Source organism: Halorientalis brevis (genome assembly GCF_023077655.1).
Genome location: NZ_JALLGV010000003.1, coordinates 352,673 through 371,802, shown reverse-complemented (window position 1 = coordinate 371,802; position 19,130 = coordinate 352,673). Strand labels below are relative to the sequence as shown.

Below are 19,130 nucleotides of genomic sequence, written 5' to 3'. Positions count from 1 at the left end.
CCATGACACTCTGTTGATTAGGTATGCCCAATCAGTGGATACTAGCTGGACGGTATCTATGGCACCTCTTTGTTGGAAAGCCAACCCGTTCACGTACTGCGTTCCTCGTGGGGGCGGTCTGTCTCACAGTGGTCGTCATGATATTCGGACGCATCGTGCTGCCAGCCGCATGGTTCCAGTTTCATCCAGAGGCAGTCATCCTGATCAGCATTGTTGTCGGTGTCATCGCTGGCTGGGGAAGATACGGTTTGGGAACGGGGTTCATTGGCACTGCAATTTTCGTTAGTGGATTCTACTTGTGGTACTTACCGACAGCTAACACATTTCCTCAAAGTACAGTTGGCTCGGTAAGTCTTCACACCGCGGGAGTGATCTGCACGCTCAGTACGATTACTGGTAGTATCGGCTATTTTGTCGGTGCTGGTGAATACCGTCCTGTGACCGAAGACCTCAATGCGTAAGTCAATACACCGTTCCCACAGGAATGTGCGATAAGTCCGTCTGTAGACTTTCAGCGTACGTCCTTGACTATCGACCTACCGACTCCTCAACGATATTTTAGGCCAATAATTCTGCCCTCTAACTACTGTGGCACCGTGCTGACTATGCGCCCTGTACTGCCCACCAGCATCCGCGAGCAGGGAGGAACCGGAGGTCCCGCTGGCAGCCGGCGCGAAGCGCCGGCGTTCACGAGAGCTACGCTCTCGTGCGCCAACCAGAACGCTTCGCGTTCTGGTGACGACGAAGCGAGCGGTTCACCAGAAGACTCGCTTTGCTCGTCTTCTGAGCCATTCGCTCGTTCCCTGCGGTCACTCACGAAGACACCGGACGCGCCGTCGGCGCGTCCGGCTTTTTTGGTCCAGATTTTTTGCGGGAGTGGTGCGCTTCGCGCACCCGACCGCAAAAAAGGTGGTTAGAAAATATTCGCCTGCTGATACACGGAGATGCCGTCGCCGGTGATCTCGTAGGGTTTGGTCTCGCGGGAGTGGTTGGCGTTCCGGATCTTCTGGATGGAGACTGCAGTACGGGTCTCGCGGGTCTCCTCGCGGACGTACCGGAGGTGGATCACGGCGTCGGTGAGGTACTCGATGATGCCGTGGCGGGACGAGTACTCGTGGTCCTCGCTGGCCTCGGAGGTGAGCATCGTCGTGACGCCGGATTTCTTCAGCGACCGGGTGAAATCGAACACCTGAGTGCGCCGTTTCGCCTGGTCGTTGTACATCATCTCCAGCAGGGAGACCGAGTCCAGGACCAGTCGATCGGCGCCGAAATCCTCGATGAGGGTGGGAAGTTCCGCCCTGATGTTGTCGAGGCTGTTCGCCATCTCGACGGGATCCAAGTCGACGATCGCGAGTTTGTCCTCTTTCTCGTACTGCTCGAAGTTCCAGTCGCGCTCGGCCGCGGTGGCCATGATGGCGTCGCGGCTCTGTTCGAGCGTGATGAACACGGCCTTCTCGGGGTCGTCTTTCTGGAGGCCGTGGTGGAGAAACTGCAGGCCGAACGTGGTCTTGCCGGTCCCGGCCGATCCGATGGTGACGATGAGGTGGCGTTCGGGAATGCCGCCCTGGATCATGTCGTCTAGGCCTTCGATCCCGAGTTTGATCCGCGGGAGGTCGGAATCTAAGTCCTCGTCGTCGAAGTCGCCGCCACCGCTGTCACCGCCGCCACCGCCGAACGCAGAGGCGAAATCGTCGTCGAACAGGTCGCCGTTGCCGTCACCGCTCTTGCCACCGCCGAACGGACTGTCGCCGCCGTCGCTCCCACCGAAGGGGCTGTCACTGCCAGCGTCACCGTCTCCCCCACCGAAGGGGCTGTCCGTGTCCCCGTCCGCAGTATCACCGAACGAGCTGTCGCTGTCAGTGTCCGCTGCACCGAACGGGCTGTCGTCTGCATCGTCGGCGGAGGGACTGTCGCCGTTCGCGTCGTCGCTGCCGAACGGGCTCTCCCCGTCGCCAGTACCAAACGGGCTGTCGCTGTCAGTGTCCGCTGCGCCGAACGGGCTGTCGTCTGCATCGTCGGCTGGGTCCCCAGCGTCAGTGTCACCGTTCTCGGGAGACTGCGGGTCGTCGGCCGAGGCCTCGGGCTCGTCGTCGTCGCCGAGCGCGCTCTCGAACCAGTCGTCGTCGGCGGATTCGTCCTCGCTCATCGAACAACACTCGCTCCCGGCCGGGGGGCCATGGATAGCAGTTGGGATGCGGATAAATTAAGGTTGCCTGTATTTGACGTCGTCACAGTGCCGAACTGACTGGCAGGAATCGCGGGACGGACGCCGCTCGTGGGCGGATTCGAGTGGGTTTATACTTTCGGGGGGGCAAAGCCCGACGAGATGAAAGTCGGGATCGTCGCCCAGCGGGACAATCCCCGCGCTGCGACGCTGGCGGGCGATATCGTCGAGCGACTGCGGGCCGACGACAGCGCAGTCGTGGTCGACAGAGAGACGGCCGCGCATCTGGCTGCCGAAACCGACCACTCGGTGCCGGGCGTGGCGATCGAGGAGATGGCGACCTGCGACCTCGTCGTCTCCATCGGGGGCGACGGCACCTTCCTCTTTGCCGCCCGCGGGGCCGGCACGACGCCGGTGATGGGCATCAACCTCGGCGAAGTCGGCTTCCTGAACGCCGTCTCACCTGCCGACGCCGTCAGCGCCGTCAGCGACGAAGTCGACACGCTCCGCGAGGAGGGGCCGGCCGCCACACGGGCGATGAGTCGGCTGGCGGCCGGCGGCGAGGACTGGACGCTCTCCCCGGCGATCAACGAGATCGCTATCCTCGGACCCCAGCGCGGCCACGGCCAGGGGCTCGACCTCGAGGTGACCGTCGACGGGGCGATGTACACGAGCGGGCACGCGGACGGGGTCCTCGTGGCGACGCCGACCGGGAGCACGGCCTACAACCTGAGCGAAGACGGCCCGCTCGTTCATCCGGGCGTGGACGGGTTCGTCATCACGGAGATGGCGGGCGAAGAGCCCATGCCGCCGCTGGTGGTCGACGAGGAACGCACCATCGAGGTGACGGTGTCCGAGGCGGACCACGCGGTGGTGGTGAGCGACGGACGGGAGGATGAGACTGTCACGCCGCCGGCGACCATCGAACTGCGGCGTGCAGGTGAACCGGTCCACGTCGCGGGACCGCCGTTGGATTTCTTTGCTGGACTCGGGAAACTGGACTGACTACTTGCGAGCGGTCACGTACACCATCGGACCGATCACCAGCAGTGCGATGCCGAAGAACTTCCAGTGAGGCTTTGCTAGCATGCTCTGTGGGGTGAGCAGGTAGATGACCCCGAACGTCATGAACTGGAGTGCGATGACTTTGCGCGATTTCAGCGGCAGCGCTGCCAGGAACCCAAGGACGAGAATCAGGAAGATCGCCTGCCCGATGTTGTACTGGAGCAGGAAATTGTCGATCACCTGGAGCGGTAACGCGTACATTCCTATTGCGAGAGTCCTCCTGTAGCAGCCTAAAAACTTCCGTTACGCGTTCGAGAGCGAAAACGACCCCACGGCGCGGTCACGACGGGCCCGTCATGTCCAGCGGGCGCAGCCAGACGTACCAGATGAGCACCATCGCGCCGAGATAGCCGCTGACCCACACGACGATGCCCAGCAGCTCGTAGCCCGCCTGTGCGAGGGCGTAGTCCGCCAGCCCTGGCAGGATTATTCCGCCAGCCAGTACCAGCGCGAACTTCAGCCGTTCGGACAGCGCCATCACCGCCCACCTCCGGACGTGTCGATCATACAGAGTGGAACGGGCTGGACCGGGGAGAAAGGTGCGGTTTCAGTTCGGCAACCGACCGCCAGCGGCCGGCCGACCACCCCTCGGCGATGTGATTCGTCGCGCGCAAAGTATAACCCGTCGCCACAAAAACAGGGATGCATGGCGAACGATTCGGAGGCTACCCTCCTGGTCGTCGACGACGAGAAGGAGGTCGCAGACGTCTATGCGCTCAAGCTAGAGCGCGAGTACACCGTTCGCGTCGCGTACGGTGGCGAGGAAGCCCTCGAAAAGGTCGACGACGAGGTCGACGTGGTCTTGCTCGACCGTCGGATGCCGGATAAATCGGGCGACGACGTGCTCGAGGAGATCCGGGAGCGCGAGTTGGACTGTCGGGTCATCATGATCACGGCAGTCGACCCGGACTTCGACATCATCGAGATGCCGTTCGACGACTACCTCTGCAAACCCGTCGAGAGCGACGACCTGCTCGGTGCCGTCGAACAGCAACTCAGCGCGAGCGAGTACGACGACCGTCTCAGCGAGTACTACGAGGTGACCTCAAAGCTGGCGCTCCTGGAAGCCGAGAAGACCCCACAGGAACTTCAGACGAACGACGACGTCGTCGCCCTCCGCGAGCGCGCCGAGGAGCTGAAATCGGAGATGGACGACGCGCTGACGGACTTCGACGACTTCGAGATGGCGTTCCGGGAGATCGGTCGCCATCCCGGACGCTGACGACGTGCGGGCGCTTGCACTGGGAGAGACCACCGGTGAGCATCGACCCGTGACACAAGTTATAACTCAGCGAGCCTCCGAACTCGGAGTATCGTGGGTCGTTCTCGTCCACACGTCGTAATCGTCGACGACGAGCGTGACATCGCCGACATCTACGCGAAGAACCTCGAGGGGAGCTACGAGACGTCCGTCGCGTACGGCGGCGAGGAAGCGCTCGACGTGATCGACGACGGCGTCGACGCCGTGTTGCTCGACCGCCGCATGCCCGATATGTCGGGTGACGAGGTGCTCGCCGAACTTCGCGAGCAGGGCATGGACTGCGCAGTCATCATGGTGACCGCCGTCGATCCCGACCTGAACATTCTCGACATGGGGTTCGACGACTACCTCTCGAAGCCGGTCGACGAGGAGACCCTCGAGTCGACGCTCGAACGGCACGTCGATCCGGTCGCAGACTCCGAGCGCGTCGAGGAGTACTTCTCGCTGCTCTCGAAACTGGAGGTGCTCGAAGCGGAACTGTCCGGCGCCGAACTCCAGGAGAGCGACGAGTTCAAACGAACCGCGCGCAGAGCCCGAGAGATGACCGAACAACTCCGCGAGGAGATCGACGACTTCGAGTCGCTCGTCGAAACCTACCGGAACATCGACCGCTCGCCCGGCGACGACGGACGCTGACGTGCGGAGCAGAGTGAATTTCTAGCTAGTTTATTAGAGTTTACAAACCGGTTAAGCGGAGAGCGGCCAATAGGGTCGGCATACCAGTTGCCGCCCGAACGCTGGTGGGGGACCTCCATGGACGCGTACCAACGAGTGATCGATTGGGTCGACGACCGTATCGTCAACAGCCCCGGGAAAATCATCCTCCTCTTTCTCGGGCTGACAGTCCTGTTCGTCGGCGGGCTCGGGAACATCGAGACCGAGACCGGACAGAACCAGTTCATCGAGGACTTAGAGTCCTTCGAGGCGCTGGAAGACATCCAGCGCGACTTCGGCGCGAGCTTCACCAGCGGGAGCACGTCGAGCACGACGCTGCTGCAGGACAGTCAGAACGTCCTCTCGAAACCGACCATGGTGCGGCTATTACGGGCCCAGGAGCGGGTCGAGAACCAACACGGGATGCGGGTCGAGTCCACGTCGAGTCCGGCCGGCGTCGTCGCGCGGACGCTCGACCCGAACGCGACCACCCTGCAGGAAGAGATCGACGCCATCGAGGGCGCGACGCCGGCGGAGATCGACGCCGCCGTCCGGACCGCCGCCGAGCGGAACCCCGGCTTTACGAACCAGTTGAGCGACGACTTCAATCGCAGGGCAGCGTCGGCCGCGGCCGCGCAGGCGACGATCACGCACGGGACGAGCGACATCCCGGACCGGGCCGACCGGGTTCGACGCGTCGTCTCGACCGCCGGGCAGGACATTCGCGTGCTCGGGAGCCAGCCGGACACCATCTCGGACTCGCTGGTGTTGGTCTTGCCGGCGGCGTTCGTCCTCATCGTCGTCTTCCTCGTCGTCGCTTACCGCGACCTGGTGGACCTGCTGCTCGGCATCGCGACCATCGTCATCGCACTGCTGTGGACGTTCGGCTTCCTCGGCCTGGCCGGCATCGCCTTCAACCCGCTGCTCGTCGCCGTGCCGCCGCTGCTGATCGCCGTGGGAATCGACTTCGGCATTCACGCCGTCAATCGCTACCGCGAGGAGCGCGCCCAGGACCAGGACATCGAGCGGTCGATGCGCATCACGACCGACCAGCTGCTCGTCGCCTTCTTCATCGTCACCGGGACCACCGTCATCGGGTTCCTCTCGAACCTGGTGAGCGCGTTCCCGCCGACCCAGGACTTCGGGCTGGTCGCGGCCATCGGCATCGTGTTCACGTTCCTGTTGTTCGGCGTGTTCCTGCCGGCCCAGAAGGTGTACGTCGACCGGCTCCGCCGAAAGTACCCACTCCCGACCATCAGCGAGCGACCGCTCGGGGCGGCGGACTCCGCACTCGGCCGAGCACTCGGCGGCGGCGTCACCATCGCGAAGCGCGCGCCCCTGGCGTTCATGCTCGTCGTCCTGGTCGTCACCGGCGGCGTCGGCTACTACGCGACGGGGATCGGGACCGGCTTCTCGCCGGAGGACTTCATGCCCGCCGAGGAGACGCCAGAGCCGCTCCAGTCGCTCCCCGAGCCGTTCCGCCCGCCCGCGTCGTACCAGTACGTCGAGAACTACAACTTCCGCGAGGAGAAGTTCGACCAGGACGGCCAGGTGTTGCTGTACGTCGAGGGGCCGATGACACGCGACACTGCCCTGGAGTCCATCTATCGGGCGGGTGCAGACCCACCGCCGACGTTCCGACGCGACGATCGGCGAGCGAAGTCCCAGAGCATCGTCACGGTCATCGAGTCACGGGCAGCGGCCGATCCCGAGTTCGCGCGGCTGGTCGCGCGCAACGACCGCAACGACAACGGCGTGCCGGACGACAATCTCGACGAGATCTACGACGCGTTGCTCGACTCACCCGCGCGCGAGCAGGCGCTGTCGTTCATCGGTGAAGACCGCCGGAGCGCCCGCGTCGTCTACACCGTCGACGACAGCGCCGACGACGTGGCGACGACCGTCGACGCGCGGGCGGTCGCGGCCGATCACCGCTTCGACGCGTCGGCCACCGGTTTCGCGGTCATCTTCCAGGACGCGACGGCCGTGCTGTTCGAGGGCGTCGTCCAGAGTTTAGCGCTCTCGCTGCTGGGAGCGTCGGTGTTCCTGATCTTCATCTACTGGGTGCTCGAAGGACGGCCGTCGCTCGGGATCGCCAACGTCGTCCCCATCGCGGTGAGCGTCGCGTTCGTCGTCGCGTCGATGCGAGTGCTGGGCGTGAAGTTCAACGCCTTCAACGGGACGATCCTGGCGATCACGATCGGCCTGGGGATCGACTACTCCGTCCACGTCGTCCACCGCTTCGCCGACGAGTTCGAGGAGCGACCGCTCATGCCCGCGCTCACGCGAACCATCGTCGGAACCGGCGGCGCACTGACTGGGAGCATGCTGACGACGGTGTTCGGCGTCGGCGTGCTCTGGCTCTCGTTGAACCCCGCGATCGGCGTGTTCGGCATCCTCACGGCATTGAGCGTCGTCTACGCCTACCTCGCCTCGCTGTTCGTGCTGCCCTCGACGCTGGTGCTGTGGGACCGGGTGGCCAACAGCTCACGATCCGCCGACCCGATGGCAGGCGGCGAGTCCAGTACGTCCACGCCACACGAATCGCTCACGGAAGACTGAGGCCGAAAAGCACCGCGGGATGCCGCCTGAGGAACGGCATCGCGGTTAAGCTGGCACGTGGTGCTTGCGGGACGGCCGTTGAGGAGACGTGGGCTCGTCTCCCGCCGGTGAGAGACCGGAAGCGATGTACCACCCACCCACCGGCACCAGATACTTCACACAAAACGGAAATGAAAATTGCCCCGGTGATACGTGGGGATTTAAGTTTGTCAGAAAGCGACAGGCCTGGCGGTCGCCGGCTCAGTCCTCGTCTTCTTCGTCGGTGTGGGCGATCAGAACCGATCGGTCCGTATCAAGCAGGACGCTCTGGGTGACGCTCCCGAACAGGACCTTGCCCGCCGGGGAGCGCTTGCGACCGCCCAGACAGACGAGGTCGGCGTCCAGTTCCTCGGCGACGTCGAGAATTTCGGTGGCAGGCTGCCCGCTGCTTTCGTCCATCGTGTACTCGATGCCTGCCTCCTCCAGAACGTCACGCGCGCGCCGAGCGGACTGGAGCTGGGAAACCGACGCCCCGGAGGGGTTGTCGGTGAACGAGTGGAAGATCGTCACGTGGATCTCGTCCGCATCGCCCGGAAGGTCCGTGATCGCCGTTGCCTGTGCAGTTGCGCGCTCGTCGCTCTCGTCGACCGGGAGGAGTACCTCGTACATACCCGGTGGTCGAGGGCACGTCTCATAAATTCCCACGTCAGTTACCAACTGTGGAGAACGACTGGCCGGCAGCGTCGCCTAGTCGACTAACCCGACGTCGTGAACGTGGCGCGTGAGGGCTCTTTCCGTCTCGAACGTCACACCGCAGGCGTCACATCGGTAGTCGTCGTCTCGGTCCATAGGCGAAACTACCACACGACGCAGGAAGAACCTGGCGGCGACTGTGTGCGGTCGACGCACGCGAGTCTGTCGCGGGGGGTACCGCAGGAAACCGACGACGGACAGGTAACGGAGAGTAATCAGGTTCGAGAAGGTGACTATATACCGCCGGCTGTCGAACGGCACGCCATGAGCGAGGACGGACAGGAAGGCGACCCAGTGGAGATCTGGTGTGCGGGCGAGGAGTGGTGTGCGGTGACGGCGACGGCGTCGCTGATCGGCAAGAAGTGGCATCCGGTCATCGTCGACCGATTGCTCACGAACGGCCCACTGGGATTCAACGCGCTCAAAGAGGCCGTCGACGGGATTTCGAGCAAGGTGCTCTCGGACAGCCTCGAAGACTTAGAAGAGCGCGGCATCGTCACCCGGGAGGTAATCAGTGAGAAACCGTTCCGCGTCGAATACGACCTGACGGAACGGGGTCGAGATCTCGGGCCGGTCATCGACGCGATGCGGACGTGGGGGAAGGCCCACCTCGTCCCGGCAGACGAAAGAGAGTCGTAACTACTCTTCTTCGACGACGGCCGACGGCAGTTCGGGGTCGTCGGACTGGAGCACGTCAGTGACGCCGCTGGCAGCGAGCACGTCGATGCGGTCTTCGACGGTGCACACCGAGCCGTCGTCAGAGCAGGGGGCGACGAACGCCAGGTCACCGTCGCGGTACTCGGCGAGAGTCAGACTGGGGAGGACCAGCGCGGCGTACTCCTCGTCCATGATCTCGGATTCGACGCGTCGCGTCTCGAAGAACGAATCGACGGACCGACCGGTCTCGGCGGCCCACGAGCGGAACTGCTCGACGCGGTCGAGGACGAACTGCCCGGCGTCGGTGTTGGCGGCAGCAGTCGAGAGACTGATCTGATGGCCCCAGACGTGGACGTTGAAAGCCTCGATCCGGTCCGCCGACTCGAGGTCGTCGAGTCGCTCGATGGCGACGTTCTGTTGGGCGTGGCCGGCCCGCGGCGCGAGCGAGCGGACGTGCAGATCGACGGTCACCGCCTCCTGTGAGGTGTCTGCGTTCATGTTGACCCCGGCTGTTGAGATAGACTTGATGATGAACGATAAAGATTTTGTGCGCTCGTAGGAATCGCCGGACTGCTCGGTGATACTCCCCGATTTCAGTCGTGAAATTGACAACCACGAACCGGTTTCAGTTACCCGTCGAGTTTCTCGGTAGCGGTTCTGAACAACCCGTCGAGGATTTCGGGCGTGGTCGGATGGAACGCGCGGTCGGGGACCGCGCGGACGTCCATCCCGGTCTCGACGACGACCTGCATCGTTTTGGCCATCACGTCCGCGTGGTAGTGCAGCCCCTGGTAGCCCAGTACCGTTCCGTCGGTGGCGTCGACGACGAGCGACGCCCGGCCGGCAGCGGCGTCTTTGGTCTTGAAGACGCCGTCGCTGCTCGCTTCTCGGGAGACGGCGACGAAATCGAGGCCGGCGGCCTCGGCGGCCGCCGCCGAGTAGCCCACGCGGGCGTACGGGTACACGCCGAGCGCCGAGAACACGACGTGGTGATGGACGTTCTCGTAGGGGACGAGCGGTTCGCCAGCGGCGTGGCGACGGACGTTCGCCGCCGCGGTGAACCCCTGCTCTTTGGCGACGTGGAGGATCGGTTCCTTCCCGTTGACGTCGCCCGCGACGAAGACGCGCTCGTCGTCGCGGGCCTGCATCGTGTCCAGTACCCACCCGGGATCGGGATTCAGTCGCGTGTGTTCGAGCCCGAGCCCGTCGAGATTCGGCCGACGGCCGGTAAACAGGAACAACTGGTCGGCGTCGACGGTGGCGCGTTCGTCGTCGCGATCCGTGTGCAGCCGGACGCCGCCGTCGTCGGTCGGCTCGACGCGCTCTTCGTAGGTCTCGGTGAGGATCTCGATACCGAGTTCGTCGCGGTAGATGTCGAGGAGCGCCTCGCCGAACGCTGGGTCGGCCTCGTCGAGCGGGCGCGCGTCGTGTTCGACGACGGTGAGGTCCATCCCGCCGGCCTCGGCGAGGTACGGGACGAGTTCCATCCCCACGTACCCGAAGCCCATGACGACGCCCGAGTCGGGTAACGCGGTCGCGTCGAGGACGTCGGCGCTGGTCATGAACTCGACGTCGTCGATCCCGGGGAGGCCGGGGACGTTGACCACCGAACCGGTCGCGACGACGACGTAGTCGGGGACGTACTCGCGATCGCCGACGCGGACGGTCCGGTCGTCGACGAAGCGCGCGGTGTCGTGGACGAACTCGACGTGGTCGCGCTCGGTCAGCATCTCGACCGCAGCGCGTCGGTGTTCGGCGAAGTTGTGGATGTGCTCGTCTTTCGTCCCGACGACCGCGTCGAGGTCGACGTCGGGCGCGTCGGTCACCCGGTGGTCCGCGCGGGCCTGGAACCGATGGGCGCCCGCCGAGAGCACCTCCTTGGACGGCATGCAGCCGTCGAGGATGCAGAGGCCGCCACCCGGGTCGCCGTCGTCGACGAGCGTGAGCCGGTCGATTTCCGGGGCGTCGACGAGGTCAGTAGCCACGGCGACGCCCGCGCTCCCGTACGCGCCGATGATGAGGACGTCCATATCCACCACACCATGACCGGCCCATTCAGTGTTGTCCCGCTCTGGTTTCCGGGCCACACAGTCGCCACGTATTGATCGACCAGCCACAGACTGATTGGCCACGCAGTGGAAGACGAGCGTAATGACCGAACCACTGCACGTGGAGGCGGGCGAGCTACACGCAGACGAGTTCATCGAGGCGCTCACCGACGGCCGCCGCGTCGTCGTCCGGACGGAACTCCTCGGAACCGAGCAGGAGGTCACGCTTCGGTGGGACGGCGAGGTGTTCTACTGCGACACGCCCACCCGACTCCACAAACACGAGAGTGAAGCGGAAATGCGCCAGTGCATCGAGAACCAGGGGTACGGCCGGACGGGAGAGTGACCCCAAACGACCGATGGGGACGGACCGAGGGCCATCCACGATACGTGGTAACACTTAACAATGTCGTGGCGTGTAGGTATCATCGTCGGACGAAAACAGCCCATCCCATGTCAGTAGAACCAATGGACGATACGAATCCCCAGACCGCCGGAGTCGCTGAGCAAGACGATCGATTCGCAGAACTGGAAACCGGTGACGGCGTCATCATCTACGACCGACAGAATCACCGCGCCTGGGTCCAGGCGGACGACGCGGTCATCGTCACAGACCGGCGGTAGCCCACCCACCAATCACGGAGCCACTTCGACCGCAGCCCGTTTTCCCGGCCGAGCGGCGAGACGTGTCACGCGACGCGATCCGCCTCGTCTTTTATGAGCGTCGACCACCAGCGTAGTCGTATGCCCGACCTCGTGACCTTCGGGGAGACGATGCTCCGGCTCTCGCCACCGGGAGACACGCCGATCGAGACGGCCGACTCGTTCGACGTCCACGCCGCCGGAGCCGAGAGCAACGTCGCCGCCGCGGCCGCCCGACTCGGCGCCGACGCCGCCTGGCTGTCGAAACTCCCGGACTCACCGCCCGGCCGGCGGGTGACAGGTGCACTCCGACGCCACGGCGTCGAGCCAGCAGTGGTCTGGACCGACGACGGCCGGCAGGGGACCTACTACCTCGAATCCGGGGACCAGCCCCGTGGCGCGACCGTCGTCTACGACCGCGACCACGCGGCCGTCCGGACGGCCACGCCCGACGAACTCGCGACCGACCGCGTCGAATCGGCCAGCGTCTTCCACACGACCGGCATCACGCCGGCGCTCTCGGACACGCTCGCGCGAACGACGGGCGATCTCCTGACGCTCGCACGGGAAGCCGGCACGACGACGACGTTCGACCTGAACTACCGGTCGAAGCTCTGGGAGCCGGCCGAGGCGCGGGAGACGCTGACCGATCTCTTTCCCCACGTCGACGTGCTCGTCGTCGCCGAGCGGGACGCCGAGACGGTGCTCGGACTGTCGGGGCCGGCCGACGAGCAGGCCCGGCACCTCGCCGGCGAGTACGACTTCCAGACGACCATCGTCACGACGGGCAGCGAGGGCGTAGTCGCGCTCCACGACGGCGAACTCCTCGAACAGCCGGCGTTCACGGCCGGGGACTCCCACCCCGTCGGCACGGGGGACGCCTTCGTCGGGGGATACCTCGCGAAGCGACTGCAGGACGGAACTGTCGCCGACGCGCTGACGTACGGCGCGGCGACGGCAGCGCTGAAGCGCACCATCCCCGGCGACGTCGCGGTCGTCACGCCGGCAGCAGTCGACCGCGTGGTCGCCGGCGACGACACCGACATCTCCCGATAGCCGCGTTCCAGGGAGAGACAACGACGCCGCGAAACCGCACCGGCGACGCCGAACCGATCACTTCTCCGGACACTTGCTGCAGAGTCGCACGGCCGGGTGTCCGATACGCCACTGCGGCGGGCCCAGACCGGTCGATCCACGCCCACATTTCCCGCGACAATAGTGTGATAAAACTTGCCACACCAAATTGATAGATATTAATTCGATATTGAGTAAACTCTTTACAGGAGTACCCCGTACGGGTACGTATGGCCACGTCACGACAGTATCCGGACGACATCTTCGTGGAGGGGAAGTTCCAGACCGACGAGGTGCTCGAGGTCACGGACCTCGCAGCGGGCGGGACGTTCGCGCAGGTCGGTGCGGCGGGACCCGACGAGGCGCGGGACGCGATCGACGCCGCGCACCGCGCACAGCGGGAGATGCGCGAGACGACGCTCGTCCAGCGCGCCGAGTGGCTCGAAACCATCGCCGACGAGATCGAATCCCGGAAGGCGGAACTCGCGGACATCATCGTCCGCGAGGCCGGCAAGCCGATTTCGAGCGCGCGCGGCGAAGTCGACTCGGCAGTCGAGCGGTTCCGCCGCGCCGTCGAGGAGGTCCACGACCTCCAGGGCGAGTTCCTCGAAGGGACGACCGCGGGCCACGAAGGCTGGAAGGCCATCGTCAAGCCCCAGCCGGTCGGGACCGTGCTCGCGCTGACGCCGTACAACTACCCTCTCGCGACGACCGCGCTCCAGGTCGCGCCCGCGCTCGCCGGCGGGAACAGCGTCGTCCTCAAGCCCGCGACGAAGACGCCCGTCAGTGCAGCCGTCCTCGCGGACTGCATCGAGGCGGCCGACCTTCCCGACGGTGCGTTCAACTACGTCGCCGGCCGGGCCAGCGACATCGGTGACGTGCTGGCCGGCGACGACCGCATCGACGCTATCGCCATGACCGGCTCCTCGGCGGCGGGCAAACACGTCGCCCGCGAGAGCGGCATGGTGAACCTCCACATGGAACTGGGCGGCAACGCGCCGGCCGTCATCTTCCCCGACGCCGACCTCACCGACGCCGTCGGCCAGTGTGCCAAGGGCTCGTTCAAGTACGCCGGCCAGCGCTGTTCCGCCGTGAGCCGCGTCCTCGCCCACGAGGACGTCCACGACGAGATGGTGGACCTCCTCGACGCGGAGATGGACAACTGGGAGGCCGGCGACCTCTTCGACGAGGAGACCACGTTCGGCCCGCTCATCAGCGAGGAGCAGGCCGACTACGTCGAGGAGCTCATCGCGGACGCCGTCGAGAAGGGCGCCGACCTCGTGCGCGGTGGCGAGCGCGAGGGGCAGTTCGTCGAGCCGACGCTGCTGGCGAACGTCCCCCACGACGCCCGCCTCATCCACGAGGAGCAGTTCGGGCCGATCGCCGTCGTGACGAAGTTCGAAGACGAGGCCGAGGCCCTGGAACTCGCCAACGCTGGTGACATGGGACTCGACGCGGCAGTGTTCACGGCGGACTACGACCGTGCGATGGACGTGGCCGAGCGCATCGAGGCCGGCGCGGTCCGCATCAACGGCGCGCCGTCCCACGGTCTCGGCGACATCCCCTTCGGTGGCGTCAAGGACTCGGGAATCGGTCGGGAAGGCCTCGGCTACAGCATCGAGGCGTTCGTCACCACCAAGAGCATCGTCCTGTAGTCCGAGTCCCCGGCGTTCTCCCGGATTCGGACAGACGTATCCCCCTGTAGTTTCAATCACCAGCAAACGCGCCTGGGCCGTTCGCCAGCGGCCCAGTCCCGGAGGAATCCTGTATGCGAAACGCAAAAATCGTCTGTACGATCGGTCCGGCATCGGAGTCGCGCGAACAGCTACGGGCACTGATCGAGGCCGGCATGGACGTCGTCCGGATGAACGCCAGCCACGGCACGCCCGAGGAACGCGCCGATCTCATCGACCGCGTCCGCGAGGTCAGCGGCGAACTGTCGGCGCCGATCCCGGTCGTCCACGACATCGCCGGCCCCGAGGTCCGGACCGCACCGATCGACGAGCCGATCCACGTCGACGCCGGTTCGACCGTCCGGTTCGTCGCCAGCAACGACGCCACGTCCGACGAGATCGGCCTGTCGATGTCCATTTCGGCCGTCGAACCTGGCGACCGCGTGCTCTTAGACGACGGTCGCATCGAGACCACCGTCGAATCCGTCGCGGACGACGTCGTCGTCGCCCACGTCGAGGACGGCGGCGAACTCGGGGGGAGAAAAGGCGTCAACGTCCCCGGCGTCGACCTCGACCTCCCGACGATCACCGACCAGGACCGCCGGGAACTCGAAGTCGCCGTCGAGAAGGACGTGGACTTCGTCGCCGCGAGTTTCGTCCGCGACGGCGAGGACGTCTACGAGATCGGCAAACACATCGACGACCTCGGCGGCGACGTCCCCATCATCGCCAAGATCGAACGGTCGGGCGCCGTCGAGAACCTGGACTCGATCATCGACGAGGCCTACGGCATCATGGTCGCCCGGGGCGATCTGGGCGTGGAGTGCCCGATGGAGGAAGTCCCGCTCATCCAGAAGCGCATCATCAAGCAGTGCCACGCCGAGGGCGTACCGGTCATCACCGCCACGGAGATGCTCGACTCGATGGTTCACGCGCGCCGCCCCACCCGTGCGGAGGCCTCCGACGTGGCCAACGCCGTGCTGGACGGCACCGACGCGGTCATGCTCTCCGGGGAGACGGCCATCGGCGACCACCCGGCCCGCGTCGTCGAGACGATGGACCGCATCATCCGCGACGTGGAGGGGAGCGAGGAGTACGCCGAGTCACGGGAACAGCGCGTCCCGGCCGCGGGCGAGACCAGCACCGACGCCCTGGCGCGGTCGGCCCGCTACCTCGCGCGGGACGTCGACGCCAGCGCGATCGTCGCCGCCTCGGAGTCCGGGTACACCGCATTGAAAGCCGCGAAGTACCGCCCGGACATGCCCGTGATCGCCGCCACGCCCAGCGAGCGCGTTCGACGGCAACTGGCACTCTCGTGGGGGATTCAGCCCAGATACGTGCCCTACACGAACGGCGGCGCCGACGCGGTCATCCAGACGGCAGTCCAGTCGGCGCTCGACGCCGGCGTGGCCGAGGCCGGCGAGACCGTCGTCGTCCTCTCGGGGATGATGACCGAACTCGAAGGGCTCGACACCGCGAACATGCTCAAAGTCCACGTCGCCGCCGAGACGCTGGCGTCCGGCCGCTCGGTCGTCGAGGGGCTCGTCTCCGGGCCGCTCGTCCGCGTCGGCGACGGCGACCTCTCGGCGGTGCCCGAGGGCGCGATCCTGGCCGTGCCCGACGAGTTCGACGGGGAGTTCGACGGGGACGTCTCGAAACTCGGGGGCATCATCGACGGCCATCAGGGCGTCACCGGCTACGCCGCCATCGTCGCCCGCGAGATCGACGTGCCGATGATCTCGGACGCCGACCTGCCCGACGTCGGCGACGGGACCGTCGTCACTCTCGACGCGGAACGCGGCGTCGTCTACGAGGACACGGTCGGCGACCGAGCGGACGCGACGGAGTAGCAGCCACCATTTTCCGCGTGCACTCACGTCCAGCGAACGGGCTTAAGTGTGCCAGCGCCCTCAGTGCCCTGCATGTACGCGGGAGTCGACCTCGGCGCGACGAACGTCCGAGCCGTGGTCGCGGACGACGACGGGACGATTCTCGGGGAGGACCGACGCGGGACCCCCCAGGGACCGGGCGGCATCGCCGTGACCGAGGCCGTCCTCGACTCGCTCCGAACGGCCTGCGAGACTGCCGGGGCCGACCCGACCGAGATCCGCGCGGTCGGCATCGGTTCCATCGGCCCGCTCGACCTGGCGGCCGGGGAAGTCCAGGACCCCGCGAACCTCCCCGAAACCATCGACCGCATCCCGCTGACCGGCCCCGTCGAGAACCTCGTCGAGAGCGACCAGGTCTACCTCCACAACGACACCACGGCCGCGGTCATCGGCGAGCGGTTCCACAGCGACCGCAACCCCGACGACATGGTGTATCTCACCATCTCGACGGGCATCGGCGCTGGCGTCTGCGTCGACGGCCACGTCCTCACCGGCTGGGACGGCAACGCCGGCGAAGTCGGCCACCTGACGGTCGACCCCGCGGGACGGCTCGTCTGTGGCTGCGGCCACGCCGGCCACTGGGAAGCGTACTGTTCCGGGTCGAACATCCCGCACTACGCCGAGTTCCTCGCCGAGACCGAAGGCGTCGAGACCGAGATGGCCGTCGCCGACCCGAACTTCACCGCTGCGGACGTGTTCGCCGCCGCGGGCGGGGACCCGCTGGCCGATCTGGTGCTGGAGCGAGTGACAGAGTGGAACGTCATCGGCGTCGCGAACGTCGTCCACGCGTACGCGCCGCTGGCGATCTACGTCGGCGGCGCGGTCGCCCTGAACAACCCCGAGCAAGTCCTCGATCCGGTTCGCGACCGGCTGGACGACGCGGTCGTGTCGAACGTGCCAGACCTGCAGCTGACGAATCTGGGCGACGACGTCGGGGTGAAGGGAGCGCTCGCGAGCGCGCGGACTGGGGGAACTGGTGACCGGTCCCGAATCCGTCGGTGAGGGACCGCAGCAGAGCCGCCGCAGGTGGTACAGGCGACCGGTCCCGAATCCGCAGGTGAGCGCTTCTCCAGTGGGTTTTCGCGGCATTCCTCGCACTACCATTTCGCGACCGGCTGCGCGCACGTGGCCACACCCCAGAGTAACCGATTTACGTTACAGTTTCGCGACTGTCAGCGATGCCGAATTCGAGACATATCACGTCCAAAACGACATCGCGCGGCCGAGAGACGTGACGACGCACCCAACCCAGACGTTACTATAACCGTTTGCATCCAGAGTTAGATTTATTTCGACAAAGGCCGAGACTGTAGTACAGAGTTCGACAATTCATGGAGAAGATCAGACCAGTGAATCCGGCGACTGGGGAACAGATCGACGCGTACGAGCAGGCAGACGAGGACGACGTCGAAGCGGCGCTCGCCCGGGCGTCGGACGCGTTCGAGTCCTGGCGACAGCGACCGATGCGCGAGCGCGAGCAGTTACTGCTGAACGCTGCGGACGTGCTCAGGGATCGCAAGGCGGAGTACGCCGAGTTGATGACCCGAGAGATGGGGAAACCGATCTCGCAGGCGACGGCGGAGATCGAGAAGTGCATCTGGGGCTGTGAGCACTACGCCCAGCACGCGAGCGCGTACCTCGCCGACGACCACTACCCGAGTCCGGCCGGCTCGACCGTCAAGACGGCGTACGATCCGCTCGGGGTCGTCCTGGCGGTGATGCCCTGGAACTTCCCGTTCTGGCAGGTGTTCCGGTTCGCCGCGCCGTATCTGACGGCGGGGAACGTCGGGGTGCTGAAACACGCCTCGAACGTCCCGGGGTGTGCGCTCGCCATCGCGGACGTGTTCCGGGAGGCCGGCTATCCCGAGGGCGTCTTCCAGTCCGTCCTGGCGCCGTCGAGCCTCGTCGACGACATCATCGCCGACGAGCGCGTCGAGGCAGCGACGTTGACGGGGAGCGGCCCGGCCGGGAGAGCCGTCGCGTCGACCGCCGGCGAGCACCTCAAGAAGACCGTGCTCGAACTCGGCGGCAGCGATCCGTTCGTCGTCCTCGAAGACGCCGACGTCGAGCACGCAGCGGAGCGCGGAGCGTGGGCGCGCAACCAGAACGGTGGCCAGTCGTGCATCGCCGCCAAGCGGTTCGTCGTCCACGACGCCGTCTACGACGAGTTCGTCGACCAACTGGTCGAGGAAGTCGAGGCGCTGACCGTCGGCGACCCGATGGACGAGTCGACCGACGTCGGGCCACAGGCGCGCCAGCGGTTCCTCGAAGAGCTCCACGAGCAGGTCACCGCCAGCGTCGAGGCCGGGGCGACGGTCCTCACGGGCGGTGAACCACTCGACCGCGATGGAGCGTACTACCCGCCGACGGTCCTCGCGGACGTGCCCGCGAACTGCCCGGCCGACTCCGAAGAGCTGTTCGGTCCCGTCGCGACCGTCTACCGCGTCGACGACGAGGCCGAGGCTCTCGAGGTCGCCAACGACACTCGGTTCGGTCTGGGCGCGAGCGTCTGGACCGCCGACCGCGAGCGCGGCGAGCGACTCGCCGGCCAGATCGACGCCGGCTGCGTCTACGTCAACCAGCTCGTGAAGTCGGACCCACGAGTGCCGTTCGGCGGCGTCGGCGATTCGGGGTACGGTCGGGAACTCTCCGCGATCGGCATCCAGGAGTTCGTCAACCGGAAAACCGTCTGGATCGAGTGATCGCCAG

The 19,130-nt window shown here is 65.8% G+C and carries 19 protein-coding genes; 13 read left to right on the top strand and 6 right to left on the bottom strand.

Features of this window, described 5'->3' with window-relative positions:
* Positions 1-23: 23 nt before the first annotated feature.
* Entirely contained in the window at positions 24-461 is a 438-nt protein-coding gene (locus MU553_RS07310; protein WP_247377211.1) for a hypothetical protein, read from the top strand.
* Between the two features lie 452 nt (positions 462-913).
* Here MU553_RS07310 and MU553_RS07305 read toward each other — a convergent pair whose 3' ends face one another.
* Positions 914-2,146: a KaiC domain-containing protein gene (locus MU553_RS07305; RefSeq protein WP_247377209.1), complete on the bottom strand. Its 1,233-nt coding sequence runs from the start codon at positions 2,144-2,146 to the stop codon at positions 914-916.
* 180 nt (positions 2,147-2,326) lie between these two features.
* On the opposite strand from MU553_RS07305, the gene MU553_RS07300 reads away from it, so the two are divergent.
* Positions 2,327-3,169, top strand: a complete 843-nt coding sequence (locus MU553_RS07300) for an NAD(+)/NADH kinase (protein WP_247377207.1) — start codon at positions 2,327-2,329, stop codon at positions 3,167-3,169.
* Here MU553_RS07300 and MU553_RS07295 read toward each other — a convergent pair whose 3' ends face one another.
* Positions 3,170-3,430, bottom strand: a complete 261-nt coding sequence (locus MU553_RS07295) for a DUF8006 family protein (RefSeq protein ID WP_247377206.1) — start codon at positions 3,428-3,430, stop codon at positions 3,170-3,172.
* Positions 3,431-3,509: 79 nt separating this feature from the next.
* The gene (locus MU553_RS07290; RefSeq protein WP_247377570.1) at positions 3,510-3,707 is read right to left on the bottom strand and encodes a DUF7996 family protein; all 198 of its coding nucleotides are present in this window, start codon (positions 3,705-3,707) and stop codon (positions 3,510-3,512) included.
* A 168-nt stretch (positions 3,708-3,875) separates the two neighbouring features.
* Here MU553_RS07290 and MU553_RS07285 point away from each other — a divergent pair, with 168 nt between their 5' ends.
* The 3 genes from MU553_RS07285 to MU553_RS07275 all read left to right on the top strand — a co-directional run bounded on the left by MU553_RS07285 (position 3,876) and on the right by MU553_RS07275 (position 7,706).
* Positions 3,876-4,451: a response regulator gene (locus MU553_RS07285; protein ID WP_247377204.1), complete on the top strand. Its 576-nt coding sequence runs from the start codon at positions 3,876-3,878 to the stop codon at positions 4,449-4,451.
* Positions 4,452-4,544: 93 nt separating this feature from the next.
* A complete protein-coding gene (locus MU553_RS07280) occupies positions 4,545-5,126 on the top strand; it encodes a response regulator (protein WP_247377201.1) in 582 nt (193 codons plus the stop codon).
* Between the two features lie 117 nt (positions 5,127-5,243).
* The gene (locus MU553_RS07275; RefSeq protein WP_247377200.1) at positions 5,244-7,706 is read left to right on the top strand and encodes an efflux RND transporter permease subunit; all 2,463 of its coding nucleotides are present in this window, start codon (positions 5,244-5,246) and stop codon (positions 7,704-7,706) included.
* Between the two features lie 240 nt (positions 7,707-7,946).
* Here MU553_RS07275 and MU553_RS07270 read toward each other — a convergent pair whose 3' ends face one another.
* A complete protein-coding gene (locus MU553_RS07270) occupies positions 7,947-8,354 on the bottom strand; it encodes a universal stress protein (protein WP_247377198.1) in 408 nt (135 codons plus the stop codon).
* Between the two features lie 348 nt (positions 8,355-8,702).
* On the opposite strand from MU553_RS07270, the gene MU553_RS07265 reads away from it, so the two are divergent.
* Complete coding sequence (locus tag MU553_RS07265) at positions 8,703-9,077, top strand: winged helix-turn-helix transcriptional regulator (protein WP_247377196.1); 375 nt, start codon at positions 8,703-8,705, stop codon at positions 9,075-9,077.
* On the opposite strand, the gene MU553_RS07260 is transcribed toward MU553_RS07265, so the two are convergent.
* Positions 9,078-9,593, bottom strand: coding sequence for an HTH domain-containing protein (locus MU553_RS07260; protein WP_247377195.1), 516 nt, complete (start codon positions 9,591-9,593; stop codon positions 9,078-9,080).
* Positions 9,594-9,724: 131 nt separating this feature from the next.
* Positions 9,725-11,125, bottom strand: coding sequence for an FAD-dependent oxidoreductase (locus MU553_RS07255; RefSeq protein WP_247377192.1), 1,401 nt, complete (start codon positions 11,123-11,125; stop codon positions 9,725-9,727).
* A 121-nt stretch (positions 11,126-11,246) separates the two neighbouring features.
* Between MU553_RS07255 and MU553_RS07250 the strand changes: the two genes are divergently transcribed.
* The 7 genes from MU553_RS07250 to MU553_RS07220 all read left to right on the top strand — a co-directional run bounded on the left by MU553_RS07250 (position 11,247) and on the right by MU553_RS07220 (position 19,123).
* Positions 11,247-11,489, top strand: coding sequence for a DUF8001 family protein (locus tag MU553_RS07250; protein ID WP_247377191.1), 243 nt, complete (start codon positions 11,247-11,249; stop codon positions 11,487-11,489).
* Between the two features lie 107 nt (positions 11,490-11,596).
* Complete coding sequence (locus MU553_RS07245; RefSeq protein ID WP_247377189.1) at positions 11,597-11,767, top strand: DUF7331 family protein; 171 nt, start codon at positions 11,597-11,599, stop codon at positions 11,765-11,767.
* 120 nt (positions 11,768-11,887) lie between these two features.
* Positions 11,888-12,841, top strand: coding sequence for a bifunctional 2-dehydro-3-deoxygluconokinase/2-dehydro-3-deoxygalactonokinase (gene kdgK1, locus MU553_RS07240; RefSeq protein WP_247377187.1), 954 nt, complete (start codon positions 11,888-11,890; stop codon positions 12,839-12,841).
* A gap of 248 nt (positions 12,842-13,089) precedes the next feature.
* Positions 13,090-14,514 (top strand): aldehyde dehydrogenase family protein, encoded by a 1,425-nt coding sequence (locus MU553_RS07235; protein WP_247377184.1) that lies wholly within the window; start codon positions 13,090-13,092, stop codon positions 14,512-14,514.
* Positions 14,515-14,627: 113 nt separating this feature from the next.
* The gene (gene pyk, locus MU553_RS07230; protein WP_247377182.1) at positions 14,628-16,382 is read left to right on the top strand and encodes a pyruvate kinase; all 1,755 of its coding nucleotides are present in this window, start codon (positions 14,628-14,630) and stop codon (positions 16,380-16,382) included.
* Between the two features lie 72 nt (positions 16,383-16,454).
* The gene (locus MU553_RS07225) at positions 16,455-17,423 is read left to right on the top strand and encodes an ROK family protein (RefSeq protein WP_247377180.1); all 969 of its coding nucleotides are present in this window, start codon (positions 16,455-16,457) and stop codon (positions 17,421-17,423) included.
* A gap of 338 nt (positions 17,424-17,761) precedes the next feature.
* Positions 17,762-19,123 (top strand): NAD-dependent succinate-semialdehyde dehydrogenase, encoded by a 1,362-nt coding sequence (locus MU553_RS07220; RefSeq protein ID WP_247377569.1) that lies wholly within the window; start codon positions 17,762-17,764, stop codon positions 19,121-19,123.
* Positions 19,124-19,130: the final 7 nt, after the last annotated feature.

Coding starts and splice junctions, on each gene's coding strand:
- MU553_RS07310 (WP_247377211.1), top strand. CDS start 24: ATGCCCAATCAGTGGATACTAGCTGGACGGTATCTATGGCACCTCTTT.
- MU553_RS07305 (WP_247377209.1), bottom strand. CDS start 2,146: ATGAGCGAGGACGAATCCGCCGACGACGACTGGTTCGAGAGCGCGCTC.
- MU553_RS07300 (WP_247377207.1), top strand. CDS start 2,327: ATGAAAGTCGGGATCGTCGCCCAGCGGGACAATCCCCGCGCTGCGACG.
- MU553_RS07295 (WP_247377206.1), bottom strand. CDS start 3,430: ATGTACGCGTTACCGCTCCAGGTGATCGACAATTTCCTGCTCCAGTAC.
- MU553_RS07290 (WP_247377570.1), bottom strand. CDS start 3,707: ATGGCGCTGTCCGAACGGCTGAAGTTCGCGCTGGTACTGGCTGGCGGA.
- MU553_RS07285 (WP_247377204.1), top strand. CDS start 3,876: ATGGCGAACGATTCGGAGGCTACCCTCCTGGTCGTCGACGACGAGAAG.
- MU553_RS07275 (WP_247377200.1), top strand. CDS start 5,244: ATGGACGCGTACCAACGAGTGATCGATTGGGTCGACGACCGTATCGTC.
- MU553_RS07270 (WP_247377198.1), bottom strand. CDS start 8,354: ATGTACGAGGTACTCCTCCCGGTCGACGAGAGCGACGAGCGCGCAACT.
- MU553_RS07265 (WP_247377196.1), top strand. CDS start 8,703: ATGAGCGAGGACGGACAGGAAGGCGACCCAGTGGAGATCTGGTGTGCG.
- MU553_RS07260 (WP_247377195.1), bottom strand. CDS start 9,593: ATGAACGCAGACACCTCACAGGAGGCGGTGACCGTCGATCTGCACGTC.
- MU553_RS07255 (WP_247377192.1), bottom strand. CDS start 11,125: ATGGACGTCCTCATCATCGGCGCGTACGGGAGCGCGGGCGTCGCCGTG.
- MU553_RS07250 (WP_247377191.1), top strand. CDS start 11,247: ATGACCGAACCACTGCACGTGGAGGCGGGCGAGCTACACGCAGACGAG.
- MU553_RS07245 (WP_247377189.1), top strand. CDS start 11,597: ATGTCAGTAGAACCAATGGACGATACGAATCCCCAGACCGCCGGAGTC.
- kdgK1 (WP_247377187.1), top strand. CDS start 11,888: ATGCCCGACCTCGTGACCTTCGGGGAGACGATGCTCCGGCTCTCGCCA.
- MU553_RS07235 (WP_247377184.1), top strand. CDS start 13,090: ATGGCCACGTCACGACAGTATCCGGACGACATCTTCGTGGAGGGGAAG.
- pyk (WP_247377182.1), top strand. CDS start 14,628: ATGCGAAACGCAAAAATCGTCTGTACGATCGGTCCGGCATCGGAGTCG.
- MU553_RS07225 (WP_247377180.1), top strand. CDS start 16,455: ATGTACGCGGGAGTCGACCTCGGCGCGACGAACGTCCGAGCCGTGGTC.